16 protein-coding genes are annotated in these 11,906 nt (G+C 69.5%); 9 read left to right on the top strand and 7 right to left on the bottom strand.

The window, feature by feature from the left end:
• Positions 1-7 precede the first annotated feature (7 nt).
• On the top strand, positions 8-1,285 hold the full coding sequence (locus tag ACIPJ2_RS17470; protein WP_402729894.1) for an amidohydrolase family protein: 1,278 nt from the start codon (positions 8-10) through the stop codon (positions 1,283-1,285).
• Between the two features lie 23 nt (positions 1,286-1,308).
• Here the strand turns inward: ACIPJ2_RS17470 and ACIPJ2_RS17465 are convergent, their stop codons facing one another.
• Together ACIPJ2_RS17465 and ACIPJ2_RS17460 are read right to left on the bottom strand one after the other, a co-directional pair.
• Entirely contained in the window at positions 1,309-2,004 is a 696-nt protein-coding gene (locus ACIPJ2_RS17465; protein ID WP_402729893.1) for an alpha/beta fold hydrolase, read from the bottom strand.
• Positions 2,001-2,651 carry a cyclase family protein gene (locus tag ACIPJ2_RS17460; protein WP_402729892.1) on the bottom strand — a complete coding sequence of 217 codons (651 nt, stop codon included), beginning with the start codon at positions 2,649-2,651 and terminating at the stop codon, positions 2,001-2,003. Before ACIPJ2_RS17460 ends, ACIPJ2_RS17465 begins: the two co-directional genes overlap by 4 nt.
• 76 nt (positions 2,652-2,727) lie before the next feature.
• Between ACIPJ2_RS17460 and ACIPJ2_RS17455 the strand changes: the two genes are divergently transcribed.
• A complete protein-coding gene (locus ACIPJ2_RS17455; RefSeq protein WP_402729891.1) occupies positions 2,728-3,549 on the top strand; it encodes an N-acyl homoserine lactonase family protein in 822 nt (273 codons plus the stop codon).
• Between the two features lie 46 nt (positions 3,550-3,595).
• Here the strand turns inward: ACIPJ2_RS17455 and ACIPJ2_RS17450 are convergent, their stop codons facing one another.
• Both ACIPJ2_RS17450 and ACIPJ2_RS17445 read right to left on the bottom strand, forming a co-directional pair.
• Entirely contained in the window at positions 3,596-4,645 is a 1,050-nt protein-coding gene (locus ACIPJ2_RS17450; protein WP_402729890.1) for a methionine synthase, read from the bottom strand.
• Positions 4,646-4,666: 21 nt separating this feature from the next.
• A complete protein-coding gene (locus ACIPJ2_RS17445) occupies positions 4,667-5,647 on the bottom strand; it encodes a putative oxygenase MesX (RefSeq protein WP_402729889.1) in 981 nt (326 codons plus the stop codon).
• Positions 5,648-5,766: 119 nt separating this feature from the next.
• On the opposite strand from ACIPJ2_RS17445, the gene ACIPJ2_RS17440 reads away from it, so the two are divergent.
• The 4 genes from ACIPJ2_RS17440 to ACIPJ2_RS17425 all read left to right on the top strand — a co-directional run bounded on the left by ACIPJ2_RS17440 (position 5,767) and on the right by ACIPJ2_RS17425 (position 8,222).
• Entirely contained in the window at positions 5,767-6,708 is a 942-nt protein-coding gene (locus tag ACIPJ2_RS17440) for a LysR family transcriptional regulator (protein WP_402729888.1), read from the top strand.
• A 26-nt stretch (positions 6,709-6,734) separates the two neighbouring features.
• Positions 6,735-7,163, top strand: a complete 429-nt coding sequence (locus tag ACIPJ2_RS17435; protein ID WP_402729887.1) for a hypothetical protein — start codon at positions 6,735-6,737, stop codon at positions 7,161-7,163.
• Positions 7,164-7,232: 69 nt separating this feature from the next.
• Entirely contained in the window at positions 7,233-7,715 is a 483-nt protein-coding gene (locus ACIPJ2_RS17430; protein ID WP_402729886.1) for an NAD-dependent epimerase/dehydratase family protein, read from the top strand.
• 63 nt (positions 7,716-7,778) lie between these two features.
• Positions 7,779-8,222 (top strand): hypothetical protein, encoded by a 444-nt coding sequence (locus ACIPJ2_RS17425; RefSeq protein WP_402729885.1) that lies wholly within the window; start codon positions 7,779-7,781, stop codon positions 8,220-8,222.
• Between the two features lie 36 nt (positions 8,223-8,258).
• On the opposite strand, the gene ACIPJ2_RS17420 is transcribed toward ACIPJ2_RS17425, so the two are convergent.
• The gene (locus ACIPJ2_RS17420; protein ID WP_402729884.1) at positions 8,259-9,224 is read right to left on the bottom strand and encodes an SDR family NAD(P)-dependent oxidoreductase; all 966 of its coding nucleotides are present in this window, start codon (positions 9,222-9,224) and stop codon (positions 8,259-8,261) included.
• 63 nt (positions 9,225-9,287) lie between these two features.
• On the opposite strand from ACIPJ2_RS17420, the gene ACIPJ2_RS17415 reads away from it, so the two are divergent.
• Both ACIPJ2_RS17415 and ACIPJ2_RS17410 read left to right on the top strand, forming a co-directional pair.
• Entirely contained in the window at positions 9,288-9,833 is a 546-nt protein-coding gene (locus ACIPJ2_RS17415; RefSeq protein WP_402729883.1) for a TetR/AcrR family transcriptional regulator, read from the top strand.
• Positions 9,834-9,864: 31 nt separating this feature from the next.
• Positions 9,865-10,434, top strand: coding sequence for a hypothetical protein (locus tag ACIPJ2_RS17410; RefSeq protein ID WP_402729882.1), 570 nt, complete (start codon positions 9,865-9,867; stop codon positions 10,432-10,434).
• Positions 10,435-10,540: 106 nt separating this feature from the next.
• On the opposite strand, the gene ACIPJ2_RS17405 is transcribed toward ACIPJ2_RS17410, so the two are convergent.
• Positions 10,541-10,756 carry a hypothetical protein gene (locus ACIPJ2_RS17405; RefSeq protein ID WP_402729881.1) on the bottom strand — a complete coding sequence of 72 codons (216 nt, stop codon included), beginning with the start codon at positions 10,754-10,756 and terminating at the stop codon, positions 10,541-10,543.
• 144 nt (positions 10,757-10,900) lie between these two features.
• On the opposite strand from ACIPJ2_RS17405, the gene ACIPJ2_RS17400 reads away from it, so the two are divergent.
• Complete coding sequence (locus tag ACIPJ2_RS17400; protein WP_402729880.1) at positions 10,901-11,167, top strand: hypothetical protein; 267 nt, start codon at positions 10,901-10,903, stop codon at positions 11,165-11,167.
• Positions 11,168-11,309: 142 nt separating this feature from the next.
• Here ACIPJ2_RS17400 and ACIPJ2_RS17395 read toward each other — a convergent pair whose 3' ends face one another.
• Positions 11,310-11,849 (bottom strand): DUF402 domain-containing protein, encoded by a 540-nt coding sequence (locus ACIPJ2_RS17395; protein ID WP_402729879.1) that lies wholly within the window; start codon positions 11,847-11,849, stop codon positions 11,310-11,312.
• Between the last annotated feature and the right edge of the window lie 57 nt (positions 11,850-11,906).

Below are 11,906 nucleotides of genomic sequence, written 5' to 3'. Positions count from 1 at the left end.
CGCGACAGTGGCGGCACGACTCCCGACGACCCCGCACGCCCCCGGCGCGCTCCGACTGGTCGGCGCGACCCTCGTCGACGGCACCGGCGCACCGCCGCGCGCCGACGCCGAGGTCGAGCTGCACGACGGCATCGTCACGTACGCCGGCCCACGACGCGCCCCGGCACCAGGCGTCCCGGTCGCAGACCTCACCGGCACCTGGCTGCTCCCCGGCTTCATCGATGCGCACGTGCACCTCAGCATGGTGCCGACCGCCCCGGAGGAGCAGCGTGCGCGGTTCCCCGAGGAGGACGTGCTCGAGGTCGCCGTGATGCTGCGTTCCACGCTGCACGCCGGCGTCACCACCGCACGGGACCTCGACGGCCTCACCCCCGGCTACCGGAACGCCGTCGCACGCGGCACGCTGCTCGGCCCGCGCCTGCACCTGGCGATCGCGATGCTCTCGCCCACCGGCGGGCACGCCGACCCCGTCCGGCCGAACGGCTCGCTCCCGGCGTGGGCCGTGCGCTCGGGGATGCCCGAACCCGGCGTCGTCGACACCGACGAGGACGTCATCCGCACCGTTCGCACCCTGCTCCGCACGGGCGCCGACGCGATCAAGGTCTCGACCTCCGGTGGGGTCGGGTCGCCGACGGACGACCCGGACGACGTCGGGATCACCGAGGAACAGGTCCGCCTCATCGTCCGCCTCGTGGGGGAACGCGGTGGGCGGCCCGTCACCGCGCACGCCCTGACCGACGCAGCCGCACGAGCTGCCGTGCTCGGTGGCGCGTCGAGCATCGAGCACGGGTACGACCTCAGCGACGAGACCATCGCCCTGATGGTCGAGCGCGGGACCGCGCTGGTCCCCACCCTCAGCACGCTGCTCCGCGAGCTCGACCCGGCCACCGCCTCCGAAGCGCGCCTGCGCCAGCGCGCCGCCCTGCACGAGCGCGGGCTCGACAGTGTCCGCCGCGCCGTCGCCGCCGGGGTCCCCGTCGCACTCGGCACCGACGCCGGCGTCCACCCGCACGGCCGCAACCTGGCGGAGCTCGCACGGCTGGTGCAGGTCGGTCTGACGCCGCTCGCCGCCGTCACGGCCGGCACCCTGCAAGGGGCGCGGCTCCTCGGACTGGAGGACCGGCTCGGCTCCGTCGAGCCCGGCAAGGTGGGCGACCTGGTCGTCTCCCGCGTCGACCCGCTCATCGACGTCCGCGCGCTCGCCGACGTTGCCAGCGTCCGCGCGGTCCTGCAGTCCGGACGCGCGGTCAAGGACCTCGACGGCCGGGTGACCACGGCCTCCTGACCGTGGCCGCCGCCGGATCTTGCTCAGGCGACCGCGGCGATCGCGCGCTCGATGATCGCGACGACCCGTTCCGGGGCGGCGTGGGCCACCGCGTGGCTGGTGTCGACCTCCTCGGCGTCGGTGCCCATGCGAGCGACGAAGTCGCGCTGGATCTCCGGCAGCAGGTGGCGGTCGCTCTGCGCGACCAGGTACCAGCTCGGCCGCGTCGCCCACGCGGGCTCGCCCGTCGGCTGCTGGAACGCTGCGTCCGCGGTCACGCGGCGCTCGTACCGCGCGGCGCGCAGGACGTCCTCCGGGACGTCCCACGCGAGCGCGGCCCGGGACTCCTCGTCGTCGCGGGTGATCCACTCGCCGTCCGGACCGCGGTGCGTGTACCGCGACACGAGGGCGGGTTCGCGGCGTTCGACGATCGCGGAGACGGACTCGCCGGCGTCCGGGGCGAACGCCGCGACGTAGACCAGGCCGACGACGCGCTCGTGCGTGCCGGCGTTCGTGATGACCGCACCGCCGTACGAGTGCCCGACGAGCAGCACCGGACCGTCGACCGCGTCCACCAGCGCGCGCACCGACGCCTCGTCGTCCCGCAGCGACGTCATGGGGTTGTCGGCGAGCGTGTAGGCGATCCCCCGGGCCCGCAGGAGGGGTGCGACGGAGGACCAGGCCGACGGCGACCCTCCGGCGCCGTGGACCAGGACGACGTGTACCGCCGGGGCGCTCACGCGCCGACCGCCGCGACGAGGGGGAGCAGGACGGTCGGGGCCGGGGCGGCCTCGCGTCCGGCGAACGGCACCGGCTGGCAGACCATGAGGTAGTCGCCCGGCTCGACGGCGGACAGGTCGGCGTTCTCGAGGATCACGACGCCGGCACCGCAGAGCGCGACGTGCGTCGGCCACGCCTCGGTGTGGGCCGGGGCCTCCATCGTCATGTAGTCGATGCCGGCGAACCGCACCCCGTGCTCGACGAGCCATGCGGCGCCGCTCGGCCCGAGGCCGACCCACGTGTCGGAGCGCACGTTCCGCGTCAGCGCGTCGGTCGAGTTCCGGGTGCGGAAGAGCACACGTTCGGCACCGACCGCTCCGGCGTCGGCCAGGTCCTCGCCAGTGATCTCCTCGGCGACGTGGCGGAGGTCGAGGACCCGGACCGGTCCGACCACGCTGTCCAGTGCGATCTCGTCGACCGTCGTCGCCCCGGGGACGAAGTGCGACGGAGCATCGACGTGGGTGCCGGTGTGGGCGCCGATCAGCCACCGGGAGACGTCGGACGGGTACCCGTCGGCGATCTGCTCCACCATCTCGAAGGTCGGTCGGCGGCCCCAGTGCAGCATCTCGGTGTGGATCGGGATGTTGATGTCGATCGCGTCGGTCATGAGGTCCCTCCGGGAACTGCGGCACAATGGATTCGGTTCTGCAGAAATTGTATCCAATTCGAGTCGAGGAGCAAGCATGGTCCGAACGGTCCGCGACCTGGGTGTGGACGAGCTCGCGCTCGCGGGGCGACCACGTCGGCTCGTCCCGTTCGTGCTCGGGTGGGAGCCGATCCCCGAGTCGATCTCGCTCCGCGGGGGTGACCCTGCCCGGTTCCTCCTCGAACCGGTGACCGCCGCCGCGGTCGTCTTCGACGAGGGCTGGGTGCTCGTCGACGGCGGGTTCGACCTCGACCGCGTCCGGGATCCCGAGCAGCGGGCGGCCCACTACGACCATGCGAACTACACGGCCGTCGTGCCGCCGGGTGACGCCCTGGCCGAGGGGGTCGCCGGGGCCGGACTCGCGTGGGCGTCGCTGGCTGCGTGCGTGGTCTCGCACGTGCACCTCGACCACACGGGTGGCCTCCGCCTCGTCGCTCCGGGGACGCCCGTCGTGCTGCAGCGCCGCGAGTGGACCTGGCTGCGGAGCGGGATCGGGCGGCGGGAGACCGTCGTGGTCGACGACGTCCTCGGCGCCGACGTCGAGGTGCTGCTGGTCGACGGGGACACCGACCTCGCGCCCGGGCTCGGCGTGCTCGACACCCGTGGGCACACGCCCGGTCATCAGTCGGTGCGGGTCGACATGCCGGGCCGCGCGGTGGTGCTCGCGTGCGACGCCGCCGACCTCGAACGGAACCTCACCGAGCGGACGCCGTGTGGGTGGGTCGGGGTCAGGGGAGACGAGCCCGACGCACAGCGGTCCGTCGACCGGCTGGCCGACCTGGCCGGGCTGCCGGGCGTCGAGGTGTGGCCGGGACACGACCCCGCGTGGGGGCCGTGGATGCGACCTCCGGGCGATTGACGGCTCGCCTCCGTTCGGAGGCGAGCCGTCGTGCAGTTCGCAGCGGTCAGTGCGCCACAGGCTTGGCAACGGTCGCGAGCTCGGCCCGGACGATGTCCGCTCCAGCGGACAGCGCGCCGAGCTTGTCCAGCGCCGCCCCGCGCGCCAGCGGCGCCATCCCGCAGTTGGAGCTCGGGATGAGCTTGTCGGCGTCGACGAACTCGAGCGCGCGACGCAGCACCGCGGCCACCTCGTCCGGGGTCTCCACGGTCTCGGTCGCGACGTCGATCGCGCCGAGCATGACCTTCTTGCCGCGGATGAGTTCGACGAGGTCGAGCGGGACGTGGGAGTGGATGCACTCGAGCGACACGATGTCGATCGAGGACTGCTGCAGCAGCGGGAAGGACTGCTCGTACTGGCGCCACTCCGCCCCGAGGGTCTCCTTCCACTTGTTGTTCGCCTCGATGCCGTAGCCGTAACAGATGTGCACGGCGGTCTCGGCGCGCAGGCCCTCGGCAGCGCGCTCGAGTGCGGCCACGCCCCAGTCCTGCACCTCGTCGTGGAAGACGGTGAACGCGGGCTCGTCGAACTGGATGATGTCGACGCCGGCCGCTTCGAGCTCCCGGGCCTCCTGGTTGAGGATCGTGGCGAACTCCCACGCCAGCTTCTCGCGGCTCTTGTAGTGCTGGTCCGAGAGCGTGTCGATCATGGTCATCGGGCCGGGCAGCGCCCACTTGATCGGGCGGTCGGTCTGGGCGCGCAGGAACTTCGCGTCGTCGACGAAGACCGGCTTCCGGCGGCTGACGGCACCGACGACGGTCGGGACGGCAGCGTCGTACCGGTCGCGGATGCGGACGGTCTCCTTGCGGTCGAGGTCGACGCCGTCGAGGTGCTCGATGAACGTCGTGACGAAGTGCTGGCGGGTCTGCTCGCCGTCGCTGACGATGTCGATGCCGGCGCGCTCCTGCTCGTGGACCGCGGCGCGGAGTGCGTCCTGCTTGCCCTCCGTCAGTGCTGCACCTTCGAGCTGCCAGAGGGACCAGAGCTTCTCGGGCTCGGCGAGCCAGGACGGCTTCGGCAGGCTGCCGACGATCGAGGTGGGCAGAAGGGTGCTCATGCTCGTGGAGTTCCTCACGGTTCAGTGGGTCAGGGTGGCGGGGTTCGTTGCCCACCGCTCGAGGAGTGCTCGGTGCGGCTTCACGAGGTGCTCCTCGGTGTAGCGGCCCTGCGTGACGCCGAGGCGGCTGCGTTCCTCGCGGTCGTAGGCGACGCCGGTCGAGGAGAAGTCCGTGTGCTCGAGGGATGGGCGGTAGGTGCTCGGCGCGGGCGTGTTCGCGTTGTAGATCTCCGGCCGGTAGATCTTCTGGAACGTCTCCATGGTGCTGATCGTGCCGATGAGCTGCAGGTCCGTGTAGTCGCTCAGCAGGTCACCACGCGTGTAGAACGCGAGCGGAGCCTTCCCACCGGCGGGCATGAAGTAGCGCACCTGCATGCCCATGCGGCCGAAGTAGTCGTCGGTGAGGGAGGAGTGCTCGTGCAGGTATTCGGCACCGAGGACCGGGTGCACGGTGCCGGACTGCTGGTAGGTCTGGCTCGTCGAGACGCTGATGCAGACGACGGGCTCGGCGTCGAAGTGGTCCTGGAACGCCGAAGACTCCAGGAAGCGCTGGAAGAGCTGGCCGTGCAGGTACCCGAATTGCTCGGGGATGCCGGCGCTCTTGTCGAGGGTCGGCAGCAGCACGGAGAAGTCGTAGTCGCGGAGGTACGACGAGAAGTTGTTGCCGAGGATCCCCTGGTGGCGCTCGCCGGTGTGCTGGTCCACGATCGTGACGTCGAGCATCTCGAGCAGGGGGAACTGCTCGTCGGAACCCCCGTCGACGAAGTGTGCGGCGACCGAGACGATGTCGAGCTCGACCCGGTACCGGTCGCTCGAGGGGTCGCCCACAGCGAGGTCGTTGCAGCGACGATCGATCATGGCGATCGCGCGGCGGAGGTTCTGCTGGCGCTGCTCGCCGCGCGCGAGGTTGGCGAAGTTCGTGGTCAGGCGCGAGCTGTCGGCGGGGGAGTAGTCCTCGTCGAAGCGGGTCCTGGTGATGCTGAAGGTGAGGTCGTTCGCCATGGTCGGCAGTCCGTACGTCGAGCGCCCGGAGGCACTGGGGAAGGGGTACCTCGATGATGTCGCGATTCGGAGGCCATCGGGTAATCCCTAAACGCTATGCGCTGGTATAGCCTCCGCCTATGGCTCGTGTCTCGAACGACATCACCCTGCAGCAGCTCCGCTACTTCATCGAGGTGGCGACAGAAGGTTCGATCAGCGCGGCGGCCGACCTGCTCTACGTCGCGCAGCCGACGCTGTCGGCTGCGATGAAGGACCTGGAGGCTCGGATCGGCCGGGCGCTCTTCGTGCGTTCCGCGCGTGGTGTCGTCCTCACCGTCGACGGCGTCGAGTTCCTCGGGTACGCCCGCCAGGTGGTCGAGCAGGTCTCCCTGCTCGAGCAGCGCTACGTCGGCGGGCAGCCGTCACGTCGGCTGCTCGGGGTATCCGCCCAGCACTACTCGTTCGCGGTGGAGGCCTTCGTCCGGATGGTGGAGGGCGCCGCTGCGGACGAGTACGAGTTCTCGCTCCGGGAAACGCGCACGTGGGACATCATCGAGGACGTCCGCACGCTGCGGAGCGAGGTGGGCATCCTCTACCGCAACGAGTTCAACCGGCAGGTCCTCGGGAAGCTGCTGCGGGACGCCGGAGTCGTGTTCACGCCGCTGTTCGTCGCGGAGCCGCACATTTTCGTGTCCCGGCGGAACCCGATCGCGTCCCAGGCGCGTGCGACCCTCGACGACCTCGCCGACCTCCCTCGGCTGACGTTCGACCAGGGTGCGAACAACTCCTTCTACCTGGCGGAGGAGATCCTGTCGACGATGTCGAGCAAGCGGGAGATCCGGGTGTCCGACCGGGCGACGATCTTCAACCTGATGATCGGCCTCGGCGGGTACACGATCTCGACCGGGCTCATCAGTGACGACCTCGACCCCGAGATCGTCGCCATCCCGCTCGACGTCGACGAACGCATCGAGATCGGCTGGATCGCGCACGCGTCGGTTCCGCTCACGGTGCAGGCGCAGACGTACCTGGACGAGTTGCGGGCGGTGGTGACGGATTACGGCGTCGAGCCGCTCGGGTGAGCGCTACCGCGATGTAGGTTCCGAGCATGGAACCAGCTCCGGACGACCGCACGGAACGCGCAGTCGGGGCCCGTTGGTGGGTCCCGTGGCTCGTGGGCTTCCTCGTGAGCGCGGCAGCACTCATCGCCCTCAGCGAGGTGTTCCCCGTCGCCATGGCCGTGCTCGCCGGGTACGGATCGAGCGTCGGCGCCGCGTGGAGGGGCCGTGGGCAGACGGCCGCTCGGGCGACCCGCGGGCACTGGGTCGCGGCCGGTTGCTCCGTCGCCCTGTTCGTGGGACTCGGGCTGCTCCTCGGGGCTGTCGGGCTGTCCTTCAGTGACGACCAACGGGGGAACGCGGCCGCCGGTGCCGTGGTCGGCGGGGTCCTGCTCGCCGTCAGCGGTGGCGCGTTGCTCGCGATGGTCCTCGCCGTCCGACGACGACGCCGCCGTCGACTACTTCGCGCCGACGACTGACCCAGCGATCAGTTTTTGCTCATCGCGGACTGGCGGACGAAGCGACGCCCAGCACGATTGACTCCGCGTATGCGTGCGCCGGTGCTGGCCGGAACAGGGTGGCTCGGTCGCGCGATCGTCCGCGACCTCCTCGAGGCAGGAGCCGATGTCACCTGCCTCGCTCGCGGTGAGTCGGGCGGTGTGCCCGACGGAGCCGAACTGATCCGCGTGGATCGTCGAGGACCAGGCGCGTACGAGGCGTTGGGTGGCGACTGGGACGAGGTCATCGAGCTCTCGTACGACGTTGATCTCGTCGAGCCCGCTCTCGACGCACTCGCGCATCGCGCGGCCCACTGGACCCTGGTGTCCTCCGTGTTCGTGTACGCCCGGAACGACGAGCCGGATGCTGACGAATCAGCACTGCTCGTGGAGCCGACCAACCTGACGGAGTACGCGGATGCGAAGGTCGCAGCGGAACGAAGCAGTGCGGCCCGTCTCGGTTCCCGTCTCCTGATCGGACGGCCCGGTCTCATCGTCGGCCCAGGCGATCCCAGTGACCGGTTCGGGTACTGACCAGCGCGGTTCAGCAGGAGCGGTCCGTCCCTGGTGCCGACGGCCTCCGGTCGGTTCGTTCAGGTGATCGACGTCGACGACCTCGCCGCCTGGATCGGTCAGGCGGGACGAGCGCGCCACACGGGTGTCGTCAACGCCGTCGGGGAGGCGCATCCGATGCGCGACTTCTTCCGCAGCGCGGCCGACATCGCGGGCTTCGACGATGACCTCGTGGAAGTCGACGACGACGCACTGCTCGCCCAGGACGTCCGCTACTGGGCGGGTCCTCGTTCGCTGCCACTGTGGCTCCCGCACTCGGACGCGGCGTTCGCCCAGCGGTCGGCTCGCGCGTTCCAGGAGACGGGCGGAGTCGCTCGGCCACTGGACGAGACCCTCGCCGATGTGCTCGATGACGAACGGTCCCGTGGCGTCTCCCGGCCTCGTCGGTCAGGTCTCACCGAGTCCGAGGAGCGGGCGGTCCTGCACCAGGGTGGAAGCGAACGCTCCCCTGAGCCGCCGTCTCGGTGACCGATTCTCCGTCGGGACGCTGCTGGCTGGGTCGCTTCAGCTGCTGAGGAGCTCGTCCGAGACGGTCCAGAGCCGCTGCGCGAGTGCGGGGTCGAGTGCCCACGCCTTCACGCCGTGCGGATGGTCCGCCATCGCTGCGTCGTCGGGCACCGTGTATGCCTCTCGGCAGTCGTCGAGGTAGTGGCCGCCCGTATGGGCGAACTCATCCGAGACCGCGGCGACCATCGTCGTCGCGGCGCCCTGTTCGATGGTCTTGTAGGTGAACACGCCTGCTGCTTCGGCTGCGTTGAGGGACGCTCTCTGCTGCTCGGAGAAGTTGCGTTGCAGTCCGGTGACGATCCCGCCGGGATTGACGGCGTTGGCAGTGATGCCGTCATCTGCCCACTTTCGCGTGGCTTCGACTGCGAAGAGGGAGTTCGCGGTCTTTGACTGCGCGTATGCAGTCTGGGGGTTGTAGGGGCGGTGGTCGAAGTCGAGGTCGTCGAAGTCGATCCCCGCGCGCATGTGCGCGGTCGAGCTGAGTGCCACGACGCGGGCTTCGCCACGCTCCATGGCGCCTGCTGCGAGGGCCTGGTGCAAACCGGACGCGAGTGCGTGGTGTCCGAGGTGGTTCGTGGCGAACTGGAGCTCGCGGCCGGCCATGGTGCGCTCGAGGCCCGCCGTGACGAGTCCGGCGTTGTTCACCAACAGGTGCAGCGGCTTGTCCCATGCGTTGACGAAGGCCGTGATGGAGCCGACGTCGGCCAGGTCGAGCCGGGCGACGACCGGACGGCGCATCGTCGATGCCTCGATCATGGCCGCGATGTTCGCGCCGGCGGCGGGGTTTCGCACTGCGAGCGTCACGGAGGCACCGGCGGCTGCGAGCGCACGCGCAGTCTCGACCCCAAGGCCGGAGGACGCCCCGGTGACGATAGCTCGGACCCCAAGGAGGTCGAGCCCCTTGATGACGTCGGCCGCGGTGCTGCTCGCGGCGAACCGGGTGGTGATCAACGGGGAGGTCATGCCGTCACTATACGCAGTAGACATGATCTGTAAAGTAAGTACAGACGCGAGTAGGGTTGTGGCGTGCCTGCTTCCACTCCTCACATCGAAGACAGCCGCCGACGTTCGGTGCTGGAGTCCGCGCTGGAGACATTCGCTCGCGTGGGCTACCGAGGCGCGTCGATGGAAGCGATCGCGAGGGCGGCACGGATCTCGCGACCGGGCCTGTACTTCCTGTTCGAGTCGAAAGAAGCCTTGTTCCGCGAGGCCGTGTCGCACGTGCTGTCGTCAGATCTCGCCGCCGTCGAAGCGACCCTCGCGGACGACACGATGCCGTTCCAGGATCGGCTCGTGGCCGCCTTCGATCGCTGGGCGGGGAGGTACGTCGGTCCGATGGTGCGTGACGTGCCGACAGTCATCGCGGACAACCCGTTCTTGCTCGACGACGTTGCCCGGGCAGCGCCAAGCCGGTTTGCCGACTTCGTGGAGGCCGCTGTCTGCCGCGAGATGACGAACGGTGCGTCGGTCGCGCAGACCCTGAACAGCGTCTCGGTCGGGCTGATCCATCAGGTCGCCACACGCGAGGAGTACCTCGAACGTCTTCGCGTAGCGGTCGATCTCCTCACCTGATGGCCTCTTGCCGACCGGCTTCAGACGTCCGGTGAACGACCGGCTGTCGAGACCCTGTTCTCGCCGCGTCAGTGCCCGTTGCCGCAAGATCGAGGTCGTGCGTTTCGACACCCTTCTGGCCGCAACCGACACCCCGGACCTCTTGGCGGAGGTCGCCGCGCTTCGGCGCCCTGCTCGACGACTCGCTCGCGGGGTGACCATGAGGCGGGGCGGATCGGCGCAGGCGCGGCAGTTCCAGCTCGTCGTCGACGAGCGCGACGAGAGCTGGAGGTGCGACCGGCAAGGCGATCGTCACCGCGATCAGTACGCGGATGGTGTCCTCCACTCGATCGACGGGCCGGTGGAAGTCGGCTTCGCCCGCAGCGGCACGGTAGCTCCTCCGGTTCGGCTGCTCACCCCGGAGCTCCTGCCGATGTGGGGTTCACCCGCGAGCTTCGTGCCGATCCTGGTGCAACGGATCCGCGGGCACTGGCTGCTTGTGACCTGCGAGCACGAGCGCGATCCGGCGGACCGCGTGACGGTGGTCATCGACGAAGGGGCGGCATCGCGCACCGCTGGTACGGCACGAGCGAGGTCACGGTGCTCACGGAGGTCCGAGTGATGGACGATGATGAGCCCGCACCGCTGCGTCCTCGCTTCTCCCGTCTGTCGGAGTGGCCAGCGCTCGAATACTGAGGGGCCGCGCCGCCGTCTCGCTCACCGATCCCCTACCGGTCAGACTGACCGCCGTTGGATCGTCTACGTCGAATGATCGCCACGACGAACACGATTTCGATGATCAGCAGTGTGATGAAGGGCCAGAGAGCCCAAGCCTGCCCCATCACCATGGCGACCAGCGCTGCCAGCGCCATCGCACCGGCGATGATGACCCCGCCACCGACGAATCCTCGTTTCATCTGTTCTGCTTCTTGTTCGGTGACCATCGACACACCTCCTCGAGGGGCTGCGCCAGAGGATCTCTCGGGCTGCCCGGAAGCCGACCGGCTACCGGACGGCTCGGAGAGCCCGAACCCTCGTATGAAGGCTCGCCTAGCCGTACCCTTCCATCCGAGGGAAGGACATCCACGATGGCGAAGAGCAGCGCAAAACCGAGCCGGCGAATCGTTGTCGATGGGGAGACCTTCCGTTTGACGATCGATGGCCCGTCGTATCAGCTGACCTGGCTGACCGGCCCGAATCCTGGCTACGGGTTCGGGGGAACGCTCGCCGGCGCCGGCAGCGTTCCGGAACGCTCGGCGCTGCTAGCAGCCCACCTCACAGACACGGACCTCATCCCGCAGATCCGCGAATTTCTGCTGGAGATAGACCCATCGACCGGCTACCTGCGGGACTAGCCAGCACTGTCCCGGAAGGCGATCGGCTATCGGACAACGAGAGCCAAGCACCTGCATGGTGGTTGCCGACTTTGCTCGCGAGGCATTTCTTCGACCCGTGGGCGCCAACAGCATCCGCGGATCTCAATCTTCCGCGGATCGGTCAGCAGGGAGGCAGGCCGAGGGCGACAGACTCTCGGAGGCGTCGGCGTCCGAGCGCTACCAGGTCGCCCTGCAGCAACAGCGTGTGCACGTCGTCCCGCGCCGTCTCCGCTGCGTCGCGTTCGAGCGGTGTGACGAGACCTGTCGCGCACGCCTCCTCGAATTCGTCCTCGTCTTCCACCTCGACCCTGCCGTCCCGGCGGAGCACCGGATCGAGTTCGAGGTCGTCGTACGCGATCACGTCGTGCTCCCATACGGCGGGTGTGGAGATGTCGACGTGCACGAGGATGTCGGAGTCGTCGATCCAGTGGGCAACCCACCACCGGTCACGGGGGAGCAGGACGACGCTGTGGTGTCCGCGTTCGTGCTCGAACATCGCGACCTGGGTGACCCCGATGGTCCCGTGGCCGTCGTCACCGACAAACCGACTGCCCGCGGGCGACGCCACCCACGTTCCCCAGTCGTCCTCGGCGACGACGTACCCGCGCCAAGAGTGGACGCCGACGGGGCGCTTGCGCTTCTGGACGGTGACGAGGTCCACCCGACGAGGCTACCGGGGAAGCCGCCGCGGTCCAGGGGTCAATCGACCGGATGTGTG

It is taken from the genome of Curtobacterium sp. NPDC090217 (genome assembly GCF_044746705.1).
GTDB lineage: Bacteria > Actinomycetota > Actinomycetes > Actinomycetales > Microbacteriaceae > Curtobacterium.
Note: the sequence above shows the minus strand (reverse complement) of the source record. Positions and strands in the feature narration are given on the sequence as shown.